Annotated in this window: 21 protein-coding genes and 2 tRNA genes; 17 read left to right on the plus strand and 6 right to left on the minus strand. The window is 66.6% G+C overall.

The window, feature by feature from the left end:
* The 15 genes from citE to rpsB all read left to right on the plus strand — a co-directional run bounded on the left by citE (window position 1) and on the right by rpsB (window position 8,343).
* Window positions 1-1,038 (plus strand): L-malyl-CoA/beta-methylmalyl-CoA lyase, encoded by a 1,038-nt coding sequence (gene citE, locus BSG17_RS09775; protein WP_089823923.1) that lies wholly within the window; start codon window positions 1-3, stop codon window positions 1,036-1,038.
* A 60-nt stretch (window positions 1,039-1,098) separates the two neighbouring features.
* The gene (locus BSG17_RS09780; protein WP_089823491.1) at window positions 1,099-1,941 is read left to right on the plus strand and encodes an SDR family oxidoreductase; all 843 of its coding nucleotides are present in this window, start codon (window positions 1,099-1,101) and stop codon (window positions 1,939-1,941) included.
* Window positions 1,942-2,215: 274 nt separating this feature from the next.
* Window positions 2,216-2,300 (plus strand) — tRNA-Ser (locus BSG17_RS09785).
* Between the two features lie 20 nt (window positions 2,301-2,320).
* The gene (locus BSG17_RS09790; RefSeq protein ID WP_089823493.1) at window positions 2,321-2,845 is read left to right on the plus strand and encodes a 30S ribosomal protein S13; all 525 of its coding nucleotides are present in this window, start codon (window positions 2,321-2,323) and stop codon (window positions 2,843-2,845) included.
* Window positions 2,842-3,369, plus strand: coding sequence for a 30S ribosomal protein S4 (locus BSG17_RS09795; RefSeq protein ID WP_089823496.1), 528 nt, complete (start codon window positions 2,842-2,844; stop codon window positions 3,367-3,369). Before BSG17_RS09790 ends, BSG17_RS09795 begins: the two co-directional genes overlap by 4 nt.
* Window positions 3,370-3,375: 6 nt before the next feature.
* Window positions 3,376-3,765: a 30S ribosomal protein S11 gene (locus BSG17_RS09800; protein WP_009374960.1), complete on the plus strand. Its 390-nt coding sequence runs from the start codon at window positions 3,376-3,378 to the stop codon at window positions 3,763-3,765.
* A 7-nt stretch (window positions 3,766-3,772) separates the two neighbouring features.
* Window positions 3,773-4,522, plus strand: a complete 750-nt coding sequence (locus BSG17_RS09805) for a DNA-directed RNA polymerase subunit D (protein ID WP_089823498.1) — start codon at window positions 3,773-3,775, stop codon at window positions 4,520-4,522.
* 148 nt (window positions 4,523-4,670) lie between these two features.
* Window positions 4,671-4,755, plus strand: a tRNA-Leu gene (locus BSG17_RS09810).
* Window positions 4,756-4,779: 24 nt separating this feature from the next.
* The gene (locus tag BSG17_RS09815) at window positions 4,780-5,130 is read left to right on the plus strand and encodes a 50S ribosomal protein L18e (RefSeq protein WP_089823500.1); all 351 of its coding nucleotides are present in this window, start codon (window positions 4,780-4,782) and stop codon (window positions 5,128-5,130) included.
* Window positions 5,127-5,564 (plus strand): 50S ribosomal protein L13, encoded by a 438-nt coding sequence (locus BSG17_RS09820; protein ID WP_089823502.1) that lies wholly within the window; start codon window positions 5,127-5,129, stop codon window positions 5,562-5,564. Before BSG17_RS09815 ends, BSG17_RS09820 begins: the two co-directional genes overlap by 4 nt.
* A complete protein-coding gene (locus tag BSG17_RS09825; protein ID WP_089823504.1) occupies window positions 5,558-5,956 on the plus strand; it encodes a 30S ribosomal protein S9 in 399 nt (132 codons plus the stop codon). The genes BSG17_RS09820 and BSG17_RS09825 overlap by 7 nt, the downstream gene beginning before the upstream one ends.
* Before the next feature lie 12 nt (window positions 5,957-5,968).
* Window positions 5,969-6,163, plus strand: a complete 195-nt coding sequence (locus BSG17_RS09830) for a DNA-directed RNA polymerase subunit N (protein ID WP_089823506.1) — start codon at window positions 5,969-5,971, stop codon at window positions 6,161-6,163.
* Window positions 6,163-6,345, plus strand: a complete 183-nt coding sequence (locus BSG17_RS09835) for a DNA-directed RNA polymerase subunit K (RefSeq protein ID WP_089823508.1) — start codon at window positions 6,163-6,165, stop codon at window positions 6,343-6,345. Before BSG17_RS09830 ends, BSG17_RS09835 begins: the two co-directional genes overlap by 1 nt.
* Window positions 6,346-6,349: 4 nt before the next feature.
* A complete protein-coding gene (gene eno, locus BSG17_RS09840) occupies window positions 6,350-7,549 on the plus strand; it encodes a phosphopyruvate hydratase (protein ID WP_089823510.1) in 1,200 nt (399 codons plus the stop codon).
* Window positions 7,546-8,343 carry a 30S ribosomal protein S2 gene (gene rpsB, locus BSG17_RS09845; protein ID WP_089823512.1) on the plus strand — a complete coding sequence of 266 codons (798 nt, stop codon included), beginning with the start codon at window positions 7,546-7,548 and terminating at the stop codon, window positions 8,341-8,343. The genes eno and rpsB overlap by 4 nt, the downstream gene beginning before the upstream one ends.
* 225 nt (window positions 8,344-8,568) lie before the next feature.
* Here rpsB and BSG17_RS09850 read toward each other — a convergent pair whose 3' ends face one another.
* Window positions 8,569-10,374 (minus strand): acetyl-CoA carboxylase biotin carboxylase subunit, encoded by a 1,806-nt coding sequence (locus BSG17_RS09850; protein ID WP_089823514.1) that lies wholly within the window; start codon window positions 10,372-10,374, stop codon window positions 8,569-8,571.
* Window positions 10,375-10,478: 104 nt separating this feature from the next.
* Window positions 10,479-11,138 (minus strand): helix-turn-helix domain-containing protein, encoded by a 660-nt coding sequence (locus tag BSG17_RS09855; protein ID WP_089823925.1) that lies wholly within the window; start codon window positions 11,136-11,138, stop codon window positions 10,479-10,481.
* A gap of 84 nt (window positions 11,139-11,222) precedes the next feature.
* On the opposite strand from BSG17_RS09855, the gene BSG17_RS09860 reads away from it, so the two are divergent.
* The gene (locus tag BSG17_RS09860) at window positions 11,223-12,572 is read left to right on the plus strand and encodes a cytochrome P450 (RefSeq protein WP_089823516.1); all 1,350 of its coding nucleotides are present in this window, start codon (window positions 11,223-11,225) and stop codon (window positions 12,570-12,572) included.
* Window positions 12,573-12,596: 24 nt separating this feature from the next.
* Here the strand turns inward: BSG17_RS09860 and BSG17_RS09865 are convergent, their stop codons facing one another.
* Window positions 12,597-13,253 (minus strand): helix-turn-helix domain-containing protein, encoded by a 657-nt coding sequence (locus tag BSG17_RS09865; RefSeq protein ID WP_089823518.1) that lies wholly within the window; start codon window positions 13,251-13,253, stop codon window positions 12,597-12,599.
* Window positions 13,254-13,336: 83 nt separating this feature from the next.
* Between BSG17_RS09865 and BSG17_RS09870 the strand changes: the two genes are divergently transcribed.
* Entirely contained in the window at window positions 13,337-14,785 is a 1,449-nt protein-coding gene (locus tag BSG17_RS09870; protein WP_089823520.1) for a cytochrome P450, read from the plus strand.
* Between the two features lie 64 nt (window positions 14,786-14,849).
* Here the strand turns inward: BSG17_RS09870 and BSG17_RS09875 are convergent, their stop codons facing one another.
* From BSG17_RS09875 to BSG17_RS09885, 3 genes are all read right to left on the minus strand, one after another.
* Entirely contained in the window at window positions 14,850-15,110 is a 261-nt protein-coding gene (locus BSG17_RS09875) for a DUF8022 family protein (protein WP_089823522.1), read from the minus strand.
* Window positions 15,110-16,654, minus strand: coding sequence for an acyl-CoA carboxylase subunit beta (locus BSG17_RS09880; RefSeq protein WP_089823524.1), 1,545 nt, complete (start codon window positions 16,652-16,654; stop codon window positions 15,110-15,112). The genes BSG17_RS09875 and BSG17_RS09880 overlap by 1 nt, the downstream gene beginning before the upstream one ends.
* A gap of 93 nt (window positions 16,655-16,747) precedes the next feature.
* Window positions 16,748-17,695 carry a DMT family transporter gene (locus tag BSG17_RS09885; protein ID WP_089823526.1) on the minus strand — a complete coding sequence of 316 codons (948 nt, stop codon included), beginning with the start codon at window positions 17,693-17,695 and terminating at the stop codon, window positions 16,748-16,750.
* Window positions 17,696-17,777 lie beyond the last annotated feature (82 nt).

Here is a 17,777-nt window from a genome sequence, read left to right on the forward strand (position 1 = left end):
ATGACGACAGACAGATCGCGGCTCTGCCGCACGTTCCAGACCGCACCGGCCGCCGTGCCGCGCGAGAACACGGCGAAGTACCTCGACTCGGGGCTCTCGGCCACCGGGTTCCAGAAACCCGACTGGCTCGTCCCGGACATCGAGGACGGCACCGCACCCGACATGAAGTCCGAGGCGCTCGACAACGTCGTCGACCGACTGCCGGACGCCGAGTTCGTCGGCGAGGTGTGGCCCCGCGTGGAGTGGAGCTACGAGGACGAGCGGTTCCGCGACCGCGGTCGCGAGCAGATCCGGACGCTCGTCCGGGAGGTCGGCGAGTTCGTCGACGGCGTCGTCGTCCCGAAGGTCGGCCGACTCGACGACGTGAAGCGAGCGGAACGAGTCGTCGCCGAGGCCGAACGGGAGTACGGCTACGCCGAGGGGAGCGTCGGGCTGAGCGTCATCGTCGAGTCGGCGCGAGCGGTGTCGGATCTCCGAGAGATCTCGCAGTGGGGCGGCGAGTCGCGCTTGCACGGACTCGTCTTCGGCCCGGTCGACTACACGGCAGAGTTGGGTGGTCGAGAACTCGACGGCCAACCGCCTACGTGGGATAGTCTCCTGTGGCGGCTCTCGAACGAGGCGAGCGCGAACGGGCTCGTCGCGCTCGGCGGGCCGTTCGACCGGCTGTTCGGTGAGCGAGCGGGCGTGCGGTTCTACAACGGGGAGGCCTACGCCGACCAGGTCGAGCGGGAAGCGCAGGTCGGCCTCGACGGCAGTTGGTCGCTACACCCCAACCAGACGGCGCAAGCGAACCGGGTGCATATGCCCAGCCCGTCTGAACTCGCCGGTGACGTCCAGCGTATCGAGTCGTTCCACGAGGCGAAAGGCGACGGGACGGGTGCGGTAGTGGTCGACGGCCAGATGGTCGACGAGGCGACCTACAAGAACTTCGTCAACACCGTCGAGACGGTCACGGTCATCCACGAGGTCGCGCCCGAACAGACGACGACGCTGTACGACGAGGAGCTGTTGGACCGCGCGTTCGACCTCGACCTGTAAGGGCGTCTCGCGGGCGACGTCTGCCACATCTTTGACGTCGATGGCCGCCGACCGAGAGATATGAGCGACGAAGTTCTCGTGACAGGAGCGACCGGTACCATCGGGTCACACGTCGTCGACGCGCTCGCCGACAGCGCCATACCGTTCAGAGCAGGGGTACGAGACCCGACCGAGGGGGAGTGGCCCGAGAACTGCGAGCCGATCGCCTTCGACTTCGAACGCCCGGAGACGTGGGGGTTCGCGTTCGAAGACGTCGAGACGCTGTTTCTCCTTCGACCGCCGTCGGTCGGCCGTGACCGCATCGTCGAGGCGGTCGACGCGGCGGTTCGGACGGGCGTCGGCCACGTCGTCTATCTCTCCGTTCTCGGCGCCGAACGGAACCCGCTTCTGCCCCACCGACGCATCGAGAAGCATCTCGAAGCGAGCGACGCCAGCCACACGTTCCTCCGCGCCAGCTACTTCATGCAGAACCTGAGTGAGATCCACGCGCCCGAGATCCGCGAGCGCGACGAACTGTTCGTACCTGCGGGGGACGGGGCTCTCTCGTTCGTCGACGCACGCGACGTCGGCGCGGTCGCCGCCGTCACGATGACCGAACCCGGCCACGAGAACCGCGCGTACGACCTCACCGGTCCGGAGTCGCTCGACTTCGAGTCGGTCGCCGAGCGGTTCTCCGACGTCCTCGGACGACGCGTCGCGTACGCGAGGCCGTCGTCGTTCGAGTTCGTCCGCCGGACGTCCGCCCGCGGCGTCCCGCTACGGTTCGCGGTGCTGATGGTGGGCATCTACGCACCGGCACGTCTCGGGTTGGCGGGCCGCGTCACCGACGACGTCGAACGACTGTTGGGCCGTCCCCCGACGTCGCTGGCGACGTTCGTCGACGACTACCGGGACGTCTGGTGACGCCCCCCACGACGTCAGTCGTGGGCTTTCTCGCCTAACCTCTGTAAGCACCGGCCCGTCGTCCGACTCGGAGCGCCCTCACAGGTAGCTGTCGTCGAGATGATCGACGTCGTACGCTACCAGTTCTTTCTCCCGGGGTGAGAGACGATGACGGGGCGCACGCGCCCGACGGCGGCGGTTTCGTGACCCTTAAGTATCGGTGCCGAATTGTATCGAGTGCAGCAACTGTAGGGGCGTCGGGTCCCGAGTCCGTGTAGGGCGACGATAACCGCGTGTTGCGGTAGCCAAGCCTGGCCCAAGGCGCTGGGTTGCTAACTCAGTGGCGTCAAGCCCCCGGGGTTCGAATCCCCGCCGCAACGCTCGCTCAATCCATCCAGCTATGAGTGCAGAAGAACCACAGGACGGCTCACCGGAGGACGACGAGAACCTCCAGTACTTCGTCCGCATCGGGCAGACGGACCTCGATGGGACGAAGTCGGTCGAGCGGTCCCTGACGGACATGAAAGGTATCGGCAAGCGCATGTCGCGCATCGTTGCCGACGCCGCGGGTGTGGACCGACACGCGACGTTCGGTCGCCTCGAGCAGGACGACATCGACGCAGTCATCGACGTCGTCGAGAACCTCGAACAGCACACCCCGGAGTGGATGGTCAACCGCCGGAAGGACTTCTTCAGCGGCGAGACCAACCACAAAGTCGGAAGCGACCTCGAACAGAAGCGCCGCCACGACATCAACCGGATGAAGATGATCAGCTCCTACAAGGGCGTTCGTCACAAGCGCGGACAGAAGGTCCGCGGACAGCGGACGAAGTCCACCGGTCGTACGGAGGGGACCATCGGTGTCAACGTGGAGGCCATCAAGGAAGAGCAGGCAGCAGAAGAAGCAGCGGGTGACGAAGAATGACGACCGGCAAGAACACCAAGTCCTACGAGACCCCGAACCACCCGTTCCAGGGCGAGCGTATCGCCCAGGAGGCGGACCTGCTGGGTCGCTACGGACTGAAGAACAAGAAAGAGCTGTGGAAGGCACAGTCGCAGCTTCGTGACTTCCGTCGCGAGGCCCGCCGGCTGCTCGGTGAGGCACAGGGCGACATCGACCTGGCCGAACAGGAGGGCTCGGAGTTCGTCGCTCGCCTCCGCCGACTCGGTATCCTCGGCGAGGAAGACGACATCAGCGCCGTCCTGTCGCTCGACGTGACCGACCTGCTAGAGCGTCGTCTCCAGACGGTCGCCTACCGCAAGGGGCTGGCAAACACGCCGAACCAGGCGCGCCAGTTCATCAGCCACGGCCACGTGACGGTCGACGGTGCACGCGTCACCGTCCCGTCGAAGAAAGTCGAGGTGTCGGAAGAGGACACCGTGAGCTTCGACGAGAACTCGGAGCTGGCGGACGAACTCCACCCGGCACGGGCGGAGGAACAGGAGTAACCCATCATGAGCGAATCCGAAGGTGACAAGTGGGGAATCGCCCACGTCCACGCATCGTTCAACAACACGCTCATCACGGTGACGGACCAGACCGGCGCGGAGACGATCGTGAAGTCCTCCGGCGGGTCGGTCGTCAAGCAGAACCGTGACGAGGCATCGCCGTACGCCGCCATGCAGATGGCCGAGTCGATCGCCGACGAGGTCAAGGCTGCAGGCATCGCGGGACTGCACGTTCGCGTGCGCGGTCCCGGTGGCAACGGCAACAAGTCGCCCGGGCCAGGTGCCCAGGCAACCATTCGTGCGCTCGCACGCGCCGGACTCGAGATCGGCCGCATCGAAGACGTGACGCCGATCCCGCACGACGGCACGCGCGCGCCGAAGAACAAGCGGATGTAACCCACCCATGGCACACGATTTCGACGTCGAGTTCATCGAACGCGGCGACCGGAAGGCACGCTTCCTCGTCCGAGGGCTCACGCCGGCCATCGCCAACGGCATCCGCCGGGCGATGATCGCGGACGTGCCCACCCTCTCGATCGACACCGTCCGGTTCGTCGAGAACTCGTCGGTGATGTTCGACGAGATGATCGCGCTGCGTCTGGGGCTCATCCCCCTGACGACGGAGCTGGACGACTTCGAAGAGGGTGACACGGTCACGCTCGCGCTCGATGTCGAAGGACCGGCCACGGCGTACTCCGGCGACATGGTGTCGTCCGTCGAGTACGTGCAACCGGCCGACGAGAACATCCCCATCATCGATCTCAAGGAGGGACAGCATCTGGAGTTCGAGGCCGACGCGGTGCTCGACTCCGGAAAGTCCCACGCCAAACATCAGGGCGGCGTGGCCGTCGGCTACCGCCACCTCCAGAAAGTGGAGGTCGTCGGCGACACCCCTGAGTTCGACGACGGGGAACCGAACATCCTCCGCGGGGTCATCGAGACCGAGGACGGCGAACTGGTCAACACCGACGAGTTCGACAACGACCTCACGCAGAAGTTCCCCGGGAAGGAAGTCGAAGTCAGCGACGTGCCGGGTGCGTTCGTCTTCCACGTGGAGACGGACGGCTCGTTCACGGTCGAAGAACTGGTCCTGCGCGCGGTCGAGTCGATCGACCTGCGTGCAGCTGAACTGGAAGAGAAAGTTTCGGTCTGACAACGCATCATGACCCCTTCACCCACCACCACACGACTGCCAGCCCACACGGCACCGGCAGCCGCTGGTGTGTGGGGCGTCCGTCGGCGACGTCGCCACGGACGTACCGAAACTGGTTTTAAGGGGCAAGCAGTACAGCGAAATGCGTGCAGGGATAGCCAAGTCAGGCCAACGGCGCAGCGTTCAGGGCGCTGTCTCATAGGAGTCCGCAGGTTCAAATCCTGCTCCCTGCACTCCCTTTTTCAGGAGGTCACATCATGAGTAAGACAAACCCGAGACTCAACAGTCTCATCGCCGAGCTGAAGGCGGTTTCTCGCGATTCCGATGCCGGAGTCTGGCAGGACGTCGCGGACCGTCTGGAGAAGCCCCGGCGCACCCACGCGGAAGTCAACCTCGGCCGCATCGAGCGGTACGCACAGGAAGACGAGACCGTCGTCATCCCCGGCAAGGTGCTGGGTAGCGGTGTGCTGGAGAAGAACGTCACCGTCGCAGCCGTCGACTTCTCCGCCACGGCGCGGAAGAAGATCGAACAGGTCGGCAACACGGTGTCGCTGGAACAGATCGCAGAAGACAACCCCGAAGGTTCGAACGTCCGGGTGATCCGATGAGCCTCGCAGAGTTCGACGCAGACGTCGTCATCGACGCACGGGACTGCATCATGGGCCGCGTCGCATCCGAGGTGGCCCAGCGCGCGCTGGCCGGCGAGACGGTCGCCGTCATCAACGCCGAGGACGCAGTCATCACCGGCAGCGAGGACGACATCATCGGCGTCTACGAGAAGCGCATCGACGTCGGCTCCGACCGGGGTCCGTACTACCCGAAGCGACCGGACCGCATCTTCAAGCGCTCGGTCCGTGGGATGCTTCCGTACAAGAAGTCCCGCGGTCGCGAGGCGCTGGAGAACGTCCGTGTCTACGTCGGCAACCCGTTCGACGAGGACGGCGAAGTACTCGACGAGACGTCGCTGGACCGCCTTTCGAGTATCAAGTTCGTCTCCCTCGGGGAGATCAGCGAGAAACTGGGTGCTAACGTCACATGGTAACGAACACGAGCGGAAAGAAGAAGACGGCCGTCGCCCGCGCGACCGTACGCGAGGGTGAGGGTCGAGTTCGCATCAACTCCCAGCCGGTCGAACTGACCGAGCCGGAGATGGCACAGCTGAAGATGCTGGAACCATTCCGTATCGCCGGCGAGGACCTTCGTTCGAAGGTCGACGTCGACGTCACGGTCAGCGGTGGCGGCTTCAGCGGGCAGGCAGACGCCACTCGAACGGCCATCGCCCGCGGCCTCGTCCAGTACCTCAACGACGCCGAACTCCGCGACGCGTACATGGAGTTCGACCGGTCGCTCCTGGTCAACGACGTGCGTCAGTCCGAATCCAAGAAATGGGGCGGACCTGGCGCCCGCGCTCGCTACCAGAAGTCCTACCGCTGAGGTGATCACACCATGATGATACCCGTCCGGTGTTTCACGTGTGGCAACGTCATCGCCGAGCACTGGGAAGAGTTCAAATCCCGCGCCCGTGAGGGCGACGAGGACCCCGAGAAGGTCCTCGACGAGCTCGGCGTCGAGCGCCACTGCTGCCGACGGATGATGGTCTCGCACAAGGACCTCGTCGACGTCGTCTCCCCCTATCAGTGATGACGGCAAAACAACGCTACAATCGGTACGAGAAGGCGCGCATCCTCGGGGCACGAGCCCTACAGGTGTCGTACGGCGCGCCGGTGCTCATCGACACGGAGGAGACCGAGCCGATCCTCATCGCTGCCGAGGAGTACGACGCCGGCGTCCTACCCTTTACGGTCAAGCGGGGGGGACAGTAGGACGATGACTCTCATCACCAGCGTCCGATTACGTCGTATCCTCGACTCCCGAGGGAACCCCACGGTCGAAGCCGACGTGCTGACCGAGTCCGGCGGCTTCGGCCGTGCGGCCGCCCCGAGCGGCGCGAGTACGGGCGAGTACGAAGCTATCGAACTCCCGCCGAACGAGGCGATCAGCGCGGCCCGCAAACACGCGGTGCCGCGACTCGTCGGCGAGGTCCACGCCGGCAACCAGCGGGAAGTCGACGGAGCACTCCGCGCCGCAGACGGCACGGACAGCTTCTCGGAGATCGGTGCCAACTCGGCGGTAGCCATCTCGATGGCCGCCGCGAAGGCCGGTGCCGACGTCCTCGGTGCGCCGCTGTACCAGCATCTCGGCGGCACGTTCCGCGGCGACAACTTCCCGATCCCGCTCGGGAACGTCGTCGGCGGCGGCGAACACGCCAAGGACGCGACGCACATCCAGGAGTTCCTCGCGGCCCCCGTCGGCGCACCGAGCGTCGCCGAGGCGGTCTTCGCCAACGCCGAGGTCCACGCGAAGGCCGCGGACATCCTCGACGATCGTGGCATCTCCGCCGCGAAGGGCGACGAGGGCGCCTGGGCGCCAGCCGTCGACGACGCCGAGGCCTTCGATATCATGGCCGAAGCCGTCGACGCAGTCGCGGACGACCGCGGCTTCGAGATCAAGTTCGGGCTGGATATGGCCGGTGCCGAACTGTTCGAGGACGGCGAGTACCACTACGGCGACGAGACCAAGTCGACCGACGAGCAGATCGACTACGTCGCCGGCCTGGTCGACGACTACGACCTTGCCTACGTCGAGGACCCCCTCGACGAGGACGACTACGAAGGGTTCGCCGAACTCACCGACCGCGTCGGTGACAAGACGCTCATCTGCGGCGACGACCTGTTCGTGACGAACGTCGAGCGCCTGCAGGAGGGTATCGACACGGATGCGGCCAACAGCATCCTCATCAAGCCGAACCAGATCGGCACGCTCACCGACGCCTTCGACGCCATCGAACTGGCGACGGAGCACGGGTACGACTCCGTCATCTCCCACCGCTCGGGCGAGACGGAGGACACGACCATCGCACACCTCGCCGTCGCGACGGACGCACCGTTCATCAAGACGGGCACCGTCCAGGGCGAGCGAACCGCCAAACTCAACGAACTCATCCGCATCGCGGAAGACGCTGTATGAGCGAAAACGACAACGAAACACTCGAAGCCGCGGAAGAGGAGCTCGACACCGAGGCGCCCGCCGAGGAGGCCGGTGCCGACCCGGAGGTCGACCCCGACATCTCCGCGGAAGACGACTTGCCCGCCGAGGAAGCCGAGAAATCGGCTCCCGAGGCCGAAGCAGACGCAGAAGAGGAAGAGCCGATGTTCGACGAGGACGTCATGCCCGACGACGAGGCAGACCTCCTCATCCCCGTCGAGGACTATCTCTCTGCCGGCGTCCACATCGGGACCCAGCAGAAGACGAAGGACATGGAACGGTTCATCCACCGTGTCCGCGACGACGGCCTGTACGTGCTCGACGTGAGTCAGACCGACTCGCGCGTCCGCACGGCCGCCGACTTCCTCGCGAACTACGACCCCGAGCAGGTGCTCGTCACCTCCTCGCGTCAGTACGGTCGGTTCCCGGCCGAGAAGTTCGCCGAGGCCATCGGCGCACGCGCCCGCACCGGGCGCTTCATCCCGGGCACGCTGACGAACCCCGACTACGAGGGCTACATCGAGCCGGACGTCGTGGTCGTCACGGACCCCATCGGTGACAACCAGGCCGTCAAGGAGGCTATCACCGTGGGCATCCCGGTCATCGCGATGTGTGACTCGAACAACCAGACGTCGAACGTCGACCTCGTCATCCCGACGAACAACAAGGGTCGCCGCGCGCTGTCGGTCGTCTACTGGCTGCTCGCCAACGAGACGCTCGACCGCCGTGGTGCCGAACCCAGCTACGCCCTCGACGACTTCGAGGCGGGCATCTAAGCGGGTTTTCGAGTTTCGACGATTCGGTCTCCTTTCTATCCTACGCGGTGAGCCACAGCGCTGTCACTCCCGACGCGACTGAACGCTATAGCAGTCGGCACACCACTCGCTTTCGAGGAGATTCATAGTTTCGTCGCCGTCGACGGGATCGAGCCTGAGAGAAGTCACTCGTGGATCGACCACCGAGTCGAAGAAAACGCTGTCGCAGCCGTGTGAGTGCGTCGCTTACTCGACGACGACGAGCACGTCGCCCATGTCGACGGCGTCGCCCTCGGAGACGAGCACCTGCGAGACGGTGCCGCCGCGCTCGGCGACGACGTCGTTCTCCATCTTCATTGCCTCGAGCACGCAGACGACGTCGCCGGAGCTGACCTCGTCGCCCTCGCTCACTTCGACCGAGAGGATGGTCCCCTGCATCTCGGCCTCGACGCTCTCGCCGTCGCCCTCGACGACGACCTCCTCCTCACCGTCGTCCTGCTTGGCCTGCGGTGGACGTTGCTGTCCCCCACTTGACCCGCTGTTTCCGGAGACGGGGATGGCGGGCGCGCCGCGCTCTTCGAGCGACACCTGGAAGCGCTTGCCGTTGACCTCGACGGTGAAGTCGCGCTCGGTGACCTCCTCGTCCTCCTCCTCCTCCTCGGCGCCGGAGTCGGCGGGACCCCACTCTTCGACGGCCTGCTCGATGCGCTCCTTGTCGAGCTCCTCGTCGAGATACTTCGTCGTGTGCTCGCCCGCACAGAACGTCTCGTCGGTGAGCATCAGCCGGTGGAACGGGATGATCGTGTTGAACCCCTCGATCTCGAACTCGGCGAGCGCGCGCTCCGAGCGCGTGATACACTCCTCGCGGTCGGAGGCGGTGACGATGAGCTTCGCGATCATCGAGTCGTAGTCCGTCACCAGGTCGTCGCCCTGTCTGAGCGCGTCGTCCATGCGGACGCCGATCCCGCCCGGCGGGTCGTACGTCTCCAGTTTGCCACCCGGCGCGGGCGCGAAGTCGTTCGCTGCGTTCTCGGCGTTGATGCGGAACTCCATCGAGTGGCCGTCGATCTCGACGTCGTCCTGTGCGAAGTTCAGTTCCTCGCCCGCGGCGACCCGGAGCTGCCACTTCACGATGTCGATACCTGTGATCTGCTCGGTGACGGTGTGTTCGACCTGAATCCGGGTGTTGACCTCCATGAAGTAGAACTCGCCGTCCTCGACGAGGAACTCCACCGTCCCGGCGTTGAAGTAGTCGGCCGCTTTGACGCCGCGACGGGCCGCCTCGCCGATACGGTCGCGCAGGTCCTCGGTCAGCGCGGGCGACGGAGCCTCCTCGATGACCTTCTGGTGGCGGCGCTGCAGCGAGCAGTCACGCTCGCCGAGATGCCGGACGTTGCCGTGTTCGTCGGCGAGAATCTGGACCTCGATGTGTCGCGGCGACTCGAGGTACTTCTCGACGTAGACCGAGGCGTTGTCGAAGTAGGCCTCACCCTCACGCTGGGCGGTTTCGAGTTGGTCCTCGACTTCCCCCTCGCTGTGCACGACTTTCAGGCCGCGGCCACCGCCGCCACCTTCGGCCTTGATGGCGACCGGGTAGCCGTACTCGTCGGCGATCTCCTTGACCTCCTCTGCGGACTCGACGGGTTCTGTCGTTCCTGGAACGACGGGGACGTCGGCCTCCTGCATCAGCGCGCGGGCCTTCGTCTTCTCGCCGAGTCGCTCCATCGCGTCGGCGGAGGGACCGACCCACTTCATGTTGCTCTCGCCGACCTTCGCGGCGAATTTGGCGTTCTCCGCGAGGAAGCCGTATCCGGGGTGGATGGCGTCCGCACCTGCCTTACGACCGGCCTCGATGACGGCCTCGTGATCGAGGTAGGAGTCGGCCGCACGCGCCGGACCGATGTTGTACGCCTCGTCGGCGTAACGGACGTGTCCCGCGTGTTTGTCGGCGTCACTGTACACCGCGACTGTTCGAATGCCGAGTTCTTCACAGGCGCGCATCACGCGCACCGCGATTTCACCTCGGTTCGCGACGAGAACCTTACTGAACATTTCTTGGGGAACCATTCACGGAACGGTCCTGTTATTCTATCGGTCCGAATCGGGGTGCGTGTCAACGTACCCCGATAGGACGTTGACGAAGTCGGCGACCGACGTCACCGTCGAGCGACCCGTCGCATAACCGTCGCCTCGGCTTTCCGGAGGTGACTCGACGCCGTGCTCGAGGAGACGCCGAGTTCGGTCGCCACCGCTTCGACCGACCCGGTTCGGGGGACGTCGTAGTAGCCGCGGTCGACGGCGACGGCGACCGCCTCTCGCTGTCTCGCCGTCAACGACCCGGTGAGCGCCCCGTTTCGACGGTCGTACTCGCCGACCTGGTCGACGTCGACGTCGATCCGGTTGGGGAGGGCGTCGAGCGTCGCCCGGAGGTCCTCGGCGTCGCCGACGACGGTGAACGCCGTCTCGCCGTCGTCCGTGTAGACGACGGGCGGGACGACCACGAGACGTCGCCGGGCGAAGGCGGCCCGGAAGTCGACGTCAGTCTCGCGGGTCCGCTGGTCGACGTAGACGTAGAAGGTGTCGTCGTCGACGGACGTGACGTCGTAGTCGACGACGCTCTCGACGTCGGCGAGGGCGGCCTCGTAGACTACGTCGTCGCCGACGACGTAGAACAGCAGGCTCTCTTCGTCCTCGCCCGTCCCGAAGTTCCAGCAGAGCAGGTCCGCGCGGTGGATCGCCTCGTGGTCGGCGATGGCGTTCTGCATCGGATGCCGCGTCTCCCGCGGTTGACGGAGGGTGAGGTGGAGATACTTCATGGTCGACATCTGACACGCCACGTACAAAAAGAGGCGGACAGATCCGACCCAAACTCGATTTGGCGACGCCGAGTATCTCGACGTATGAGCTCTCAGGAGACGGTCGACGACGGCCAGCTCCCGCCCGGTCCCGACGGCGTCCCGCTCGTCGGCAACACCGTCGAGTTCGTCCGCGACGTCTTCGGCTTCTACGACACGCTCGCCGAGTACGGCGACGTCGTGAGCTACCGCGTCGGCGGCCACGACTTCGTTACGCTGCTCCACCCGGACCAGATCGAGCAGGTGCTCGTCGACGACGCCGACTCCTACGAGAAAGGCGACATCCTGCGGCAGTCGGGCGTCGACTTCCTCGAACACGGCGTGCTCCTCACCGAGGGCGAGGAGTGGCGCCGCCAGCGGACGGCGATGCAGCCGACGTTCTACCGCGAGCGCGTCGAGACGTACGGCGAGACGATGGCCGCCTACGCCGCCGCGACGGTCGACTCGTGGGACGACGGTCAGGTGGTCGACCTCACCGACGAGTTCTCCGCGCTCGCGCTCTCCATCCTCGCGACGACGCTGTTCGGCGTCGACATCCGGGGCGACGAGAGCGCCATCCGCGACGCCGCCCACGCGGTCCAGGAGCGCAGCGACGCCGGGTCGATACAGTCGTTCCTCCCGGAGTGGCTGCCGACGCCGCGAAACCGGCGGTTCCGACGCGCCACCGACGAGTTCGACCGGGTCGTCCGCGACCTGATCGCCGAGCGCCGGCGAGCGACGGAGGCGAGCGACGACCTGCTCTCGCTGCTTCTCGACGTCACCTACGAGGACGGGACGGCGATGGACGAGCGGACGGTGCGCGACCAGCTGATGACGTTCCTCTTCGCCGGCCACGAGACCACGTCGCTGGCGCTGAGTTACGCCGTCTTCGCGCTCGCGCGGCATCCCGAGGTGGCCGCTCGACTGCGAGCGGAGATCGACGACGTCGTCGGCGACGGGCGGCCGACAGCCGCGGACGTCCGCCGACTCGACGACACGGAGCGAGTGCTGAAGGAGACGCTCCGACTGTACCCACCGGCCTACGTGCTGTTCCGCCAGCCGACGCGGGACGTGGTCCTCGGCGGCTACCGCGTCCCCGAGGGGACCCAACTCACGCTCCCGTCGTTCCGCCTCCACGCCGACCCGCGGTGGTACGACGACCCCGAGTCGTTCCGACCCGAACGGTGGACCGACGAGATGGAAGCCGAGTTGCCCGACTACGCGTACTTCCCGTTCGGCGGCGGCCCGCGTCACTGCATCGGGATGCGCTTCGCCATACTCGAACTCCACCTCGTGTTGGCGACGCTGGTGCAGTCGTGTGAGTTCGACCTCGTGAGCGACCCCGACCTCGAGTTCACGGCCGCGGCGACGCTCCAGCCGAAAGAGGCGCTCCGCGTGCGAGTGCGAAAGCGCTGAGTCGGACGGGAGGACCGGCAGTGCTCACCGACCGAACGCCGCGTCGACGAGTGCTCGTTGTCCCTTCCGGAGGAGCGTCGACGCGGCGCTCTCGGAGCAGTCGAGCGTCTCGGCCACCTCGGTCAGCGACCCCTCGCGTGGCACTTCGTAGTATCCGACCTCGCGAGCGACGCGAACCGCTTCGAGCTGCCGCCGCGTGAGACGCCCCGCGAGCGACCCGGCGAGGTGGCGGTGCTCGCTCAGGCGACGGATCTCCACGCCGACATCGTCCGGGAAGTCCGCGACGACCGCCCGCAGATCCGCAGGGTCGCCGAGGACGGTCAGTCGGACGGTGCCGGCGTCGAGATAGACCACGGGCGGGACGACGACGACGTGGCGGTCCTCGAAGGTCTCCCAGAGCGCGACGTCGGCCGGCGTCGCCTCCAGTTCGGCGTAGACGTAGAACGTGTCGTCGTCGATGGCCGCGTACTCCACCGAGCGCACCGGGTCGATAGCCTCGACGGTCTCGCGGACGACCCCCAGATCGCCGGTGACGACCGAGAGGAACGAGACGGCCCCGTCGGACCGGGCGTGCCACGCGACCATCTCCTCGCGCTCGACGGCGTCGTCGACGTCGGACCCCTTGGGTATCGGCAGCCGCATCGCGGGTGGAAGTCGAACTGTCACGTCGAGTGACTTCACGGCTACAGCCGTGGCAGCCTGTTTATAAAAAGGTTCAGCAGTCCGTGGCAACCGCGAGGGGACGAGACGGTCAACTGAGTGATATGACGGACACCGACTCGCTGACGGACGAGCGACCCCACAGGACGGCCGCGGAGGAGAGAGCGAGAGACGAGAGGGGGACAGACACGGCACGCGGCGAGGACGCATCCGACCCGACCGTCGGGTTCGACGACGCACCGTCCCCGCCGAGAGACGACGGTCTTCCGCTTCTCGGTCACACGGTCGCGTGGTTCCGGGACGGGTTGGCGCTCGGCGACCGCCTCCAGCGACGCGGCGACGTCGTGGAGTACGACGCCGTCGGCCGGCAGTTCGTCGCCGTCTTCGACCCGGAACTCGTCGAGGAGGTGCTCGTGACGCGAGGCGACGAGTTCCAGAAGGGCGAGTTCGAGACCGAGTTCGCCTCCCTGCTCGCACCGAACGGACTCGTCACCGTCGAGGACGACGAGTGGCGCCGCCAGCGTCGGCTGCTCCAACCGGCTTTCACACCCGGACGGATCGAGCAGTTCGCCGAGACGATGGTCGACGACGCGGCCGCCCTCGCCGACGACTGGGCGGACGGGTCCGTCGTCCCACTACGAGAGGCGCTCTCGTCGTACTCGCTTTCGGTCCTCGCCCGGACGCTGCTCGCGATCGACCTCGACGCCGAGCGCGGCGCGGTCGTCCGGGAGGCAGCCGAGGCGATCGCCGAGGTGACGACCGGCGTCTCGTCGCTCGCTCCCGAGTGGCTCCCGACGCCGGCGACGCGGCGGTACGACCGGGCGATGGCCGGCCTCGACGACCTCGTCGCAGCGCTGATCGCGGAGCGACGAGAGACGACCGGCGAACACGACGACCTGCTCGCGACCCTGCTCGACGCGACGTACCCCGACGGGTCGACGATGGACGCAGAGACGGTGCGCGACCAACTCGTCACTTTCCTCTTCGCCGGCCACGAGACGAGCTCGACGGCGCTCACCTACGCCTGCTGGCTCCTCGCTGGCCACCCCGAGGTCCGCGAACGACTCGACGCGGAACTGACGACCGTCCTCGGCGACCGCGACCCGACGGTCGCGGATCTGTCGGCGCTTCAGTACACGGAGCAGGTCGTCGAGGAAACGCTCCGACTCTATCCGCCGGTGTTCACCCTCTATCGGCAACCGGTCGCGGACACGACGCTCGGCGGATACGCGACATCGGCGGACACGACGATACAGTTGGCGACCTACCACATCCAGCGCGACGGCCGGTGGTGGGACGCGCCCGAGGAGTTCCGGCCCGAGCGGTTCGACGACGACGACCCCGATCGCCCCGACTACGCCGCCTTCCCGTTCGGTGGCGGCCCCCGTCACTGCATCGGGATGCGCTTCGCGACGATGGAGTTGAAACTCGCCTTGACGACGCTCGCTCGGCGGGTGCGCTTCGAGCGCGTCGAACCCATCGACCCCTCGCCGCGGGTCGTGCTCGATCCCGGCGAGACTCCGATGCGAGTGTGGAGACGGGAGTCGGCGTGAACCGTCTCCTCGCTCGGTCACCGACCGTCCGGCGATGGGGAGAGTGACGTTGTCGACGGCGGCGTCAGAACCTGTCCGCCCGCGACGCCGCGGTCCACGCGTCGGTCGGCGTACCGTCGGGGACGCGCTGGACCGACCGCCCCTGCAACGCTTCGATCCGACTCGCGAACGTCCACTTCCGGCCCTGCCACGTCTCCTCGTCCTCTCCGTCGGCCGCCGCCGCGGCCTCCTGGTCGCGCATGTGCGCCCCGATAGCGGCGATGATGGCCGCGGCTTCGTCGGGGTTGGCGTTCTCCGGGATGTCGAGTTTGTCGACGAGACTCATCAGATGGGGATGTTACCGTGTTTCTTCTCCGGGAGGTCGCCGCGCTTGGATTTGAGCATCTTCAGGTCCGCGATGAGGCGCGCGCGGGTCTCCGGCGGTTCGATGACGTCGTCGAGGAAGCCGCGGTCCGCAGCGGTGTAAGGGTTGGCGAACTCCTCGCGGTACTCCTCGATCAGTTCGTCGCGGCGAGCGTCGGGGTCGTCCGCGGCCTCCAACTCTTTCGAGTAGAGGACGTTGACCGCACCCTGCGGACCCATGACGGCGATCTCCGCGGTCGGCCACGCGTAGTTGACGTCCGCACCGAGATGCTTCGACGCCATGACGTCGTACGCGCCGCCGTACGCCTTCCGCGTGATGACGGTCATCAGCGGCACCTGCGCCTCGGAGTAGGCGTAGAGCAGTTTCGCGCCGTGACGGATGATACCGTTGTGCTCCTGGTCCGTGCCGGGGAGGAACCCGGGGACGTCGACGAACGTCAGGATCGGGACGTTGAACGCGTCACAGCAGCGGACGAACCGTGCGGCCTTCTCGGAGGCTTCGATGTCGAGCGTCCCGGCGTTGACGCGCGGCTGGTTGGCGACGATGCCGACCGAGTGGCCGTCGAGGCGGGCGAAGCCGACGACGATGTTCTTCGCGAAGTCCTCGTGGACCTCGAAGAACGACCCCTCGTCGGCGACGTGGTCGACGACGTTGGTGATGTCGTACGGTTTCCGCGGTTGGTCCGGGACGATGGTGTTCAGCTCTTCGTCGGCGCGTTCGGGGTCGTCCCACGGGTCGACCCGCGGCGGGTCCTCGACGTTGTTCTGCGGGAGATACGAGAGGAGCAAGGCGATGTTGTCGAGCGCCTCCTCCTCGGAGTCGACGGCGAAGTGCGCCACCCCGGAGGTCGAACTGTGCGTCTTCGCGCCGCCGAGTTCGTCGAACGTCACCTCCTCGCCCGTGACCGTCTTGATGACGTCCGGACCGGTGATGAACATGTGGCTCGTGTCCTTCACCATGAAGGTGAAGTCGGTGAGACCCGGCGAGTAGACCGCCCCACCCGCACACGGTCCCATGATGGCCGAGATCTGCGGGATGACCCCGCTCGCTTCGGTGTTGCGGCGGAAGATCTCGCCGAACCCGCCGAGAGCCTTGACGCCCTCTTGGATCCGCGCGCCGGCGGAGTCGTTGAGGCCGACGACGGGCGCGCCGACCTCCATCGCCTTGTCCATCACCTTGCAGATCTTCTCGGCGAACACTTCGCCGAGCGAGCCGCCGAAGACGGTGAAGTCGTGAGCGAAGACGAAGACGGTCCGCCCGTTGACTTCGCCGTAGCCGGTGACGACGCCGTCGCCGTACAGCTGTTTCTCCTCCATCCCGAACGAGTGGGTCCGGTGGGTACGGAACTGGTCGAACTCCTGGAACGTTCCGTCGTCGAGGAAGTAGTCGATGCGTTCGCGAGCCGTCATCTTCCCCTTGTCGTGTTGGGACTCGATGCGGTCTTCGCCTCCGCCGAGCTGCGCTTCCTCGCGCTTCTCGCGGAGTTCCTCGATGCGGTCGTCCATAGTCACGCGAGACCACCTGTGCTCATTGGGTCCAATGTCACAGAGATACGGCAAAAGAATTCCGCAACCCGACAAAACGACCACCACAGATTATCAAGCCACTGCCGCCCCCGGTCCGAGCGTCACGAGCGCCGCACCGACGACGACGGCGACCGCTCCCGCGACGACGCCTCTCGTGACGGTCTCGAGATCCGAGAGCAGGAAGTACGAGAACACGGTGGTGAAGAGCGGCGCCGTCGCCGCAAGCGGGTCGACGATGGCGACGTCACCCTCGGGCAGCGAGAACGCCGCGAACAGCGACAGCAGGGCGACGGCCGTGAGCAGACCACTCCCGGCGAAGTAGAGGTAGCTCCGGCGGGGCGACCCGAAGACCGCATCGCGGTGGCGAGTGAGAGCGTACGCCGCGAGCGCGACGAGCGCCGCCGTCTCGTTCAGCGTCACGGCCTCCAGCGCGGTCGTCGGCGACGTCGTCAGTCCGAACCGACGGAGGACGTTGCCGGCGGCGAAGAACGCCGCCGCGCCGAGCGGGAAGAGCAGGTCTCGCGGCTTCCAGCCGCCGAGGTCACCGCCTTTCGCGACCGTGAGGAGGACGAGACCGACGACGAGGACGACGATGCCGAGCACGGTGGTCGGCGTCACGCGTTCGCCGAGGAAGCCGACGGCCAACGCGGTTGCAAACAGCGGGCGGGCGCTGATGACCGCGCTGTTGACACTCGCGCCGACCCGATCGACGCCGTTGAAGACGGCGATGCGGCCGAGTGCCGTGCCGACTGCGCCCGCGACGACGAAGACGCCGAGCGTCGTGGGAGACAGCGCGGTGAAGAGATCCAGCCCCTGCCGCGCGAGGAGCAACAGCCAGTAGAGCGCCGAGTCCACGACGACCACGACGAGCGCGGCCTGCACCGCGTCGCCGCCGGCCGACATCCCGCGCTTCGAGAGCACGGGCGAGAACCCCCAGAGGAGTGCTGGCACCAGCGCGAGCAGGTAGACCGCCGGCGAGGCAGAGAACGCGCCGTCGACGCCGGCGAGCAGTCCATCCATGTGCTCGCTTGGGACGCGGTCGAGAAAGGCCGACCGGACAGCACCGGGGATTGCCGCCTTCTGCGTGCCGCGGCCACGTCGT

Source organism: Halogranum amylolyticum, from assembly GCF_900110465.1.
Lineage (GTDB): Archaea > Halobacteriota > Halobacteria > Halobacteriales > Haloferacaceae > Halogranum > Halogranum amylolyticum.

Bases quoted from the DNA above. Each gene is read 5' to 3' on its own strand.
- citE (WP_089823923.1), top strand. From the start codon at position 1: ATGACGACAGACAGATCGCGGCTCTGCCGCACGTTCCAGACCGCACCG.
- BSG17_RS09780 (WP_089823491.1), top strand. From the start codon at position 1,099: ATGAGCGACGAAGTTCTCGTGACAGGAGCGACCGGTACCATCGGGTCA.
- BSG17_RS09790 (WP_089823493.1), top strand. From the start codon at position 2,321: ATGAGTGCAGAAGAACCACAGGACGGCTCACCGGAGGACGACGAGAAC.
- BSG17_RS09795 (WP_089823496.1), top strand. From the start codon at position 2,842: ATGACGACCGGCAAGAACACCAAGTCCTACGAGACCCCGAACCACCCG.
- BSG17_RS09800 (WP_009374960.1), top strand. From the start codon at position 3,376: ATGAGCGAATCCGAAGGTGACAAGTGGGGAATCGCCCACGTCCACGCA.
- BSG17_RS09805 (WP_089823498.1), top strand. From the start codon at position 3,773: ATGGCACACGATTTCGACGTCGAGTTCATCGAACGCGGCGACCGGAAG.
- BSG17_RS09815 (WP_089823500.1), top strand. From the start codon at position 4,780: ATGAGTAAGACAAACCCGAGACTCAACAGTCTCATCGCCGAGCTGAAG.
- BSG17_RS09820 (WP_089823502.1), top strand. From the start codon at position 5,127: ATGAGCCTCGCAGAGTTCGACGCAGACGTCGTCATCGACGCACGGGAC.
- BSG17_RS09825 (WP_089823504.1), top strand. From the start codon at position 5,558: ATGGTAACGAACACGAGCGGAAAGAAGAAGACGGCCGTCGCCCGCGCG.
- BSG17_RS09830 (WP_089823506.1), top strand. From the start codon at position 5,969: ATGATGATACCCGTCCGGTGTTTCACGTGTGGCAACGTCATCGCCGAG.
- BSG17_RS09835 (WP_089823508.1), top strand. From the start codon at position 6,163: ATGACGGCAAAACAACGCTACAATCGGTACGAGAAGGCGCGCATCCTC.
- eno (WP_089823510.1), top strand. From the start codon at position 6,350: ATGACTCTCATCACCAGCGTCCGATTACGTCGTATCCTCGACTCCCGA.
- rpsB (WP_089823512.1), top strand. From the start codon at position 7,546: ATGAGCGAAAACGACAACGAAACACTCGAAGCCGCGGAAGAGGAGCTC.
- BSG17_RS09850 (WP_089823514.1), bottom strand. From the start codon at position 10,374: ATGTTCAGTAAGGTTCTCGTCGCGAACCGAGGTGAAATCGCGGTGCGC.
- BSG17_RS09855 (WP_089823925.1), bottom strand. From the start codon at position 11,138: ATGAAGTATCTCCACCTCACCCTCCGTCAACCGCGGGAGACGCGGCAT.
- BSG17_RS09860 (WP_089823516.1), top strand. From the start codon at position 11,223: ATGAGCTCTCAGGAGACGGTCGACGACGGCCAGCTCCCGCCCGGTCCC.
- BSG17_RS09870 (WP_089823520.1), top strand. From the start codon at position 13,337: ATGACGGACACCGACTCGCTGACGGACGAGCGACCCCACAGGACGGCC.
- BSG17_RS09875 (WP_089823522.1), bottom strand. From the start codon at position 15,110: ATGAGTCTCGTCGACAAACTCGACATCCCGGAGAACGCCAACCCCGAC.
- BSG17_RS09880 (WP_089823524.1), bottom strand. From the start codon at position 16,654: ATGGACGACCGCATCGAGGAACTCCGCGAGAAGCGCGAGGAAGCGCAG.
- BSG17_RS09885 (WP_089823526.1), bottom strand. From the start codon at position 17,695: ATGGATGGACTGCTCGCCGGCGTCGACGGCGCGTTCTCTGCCTCGCCG.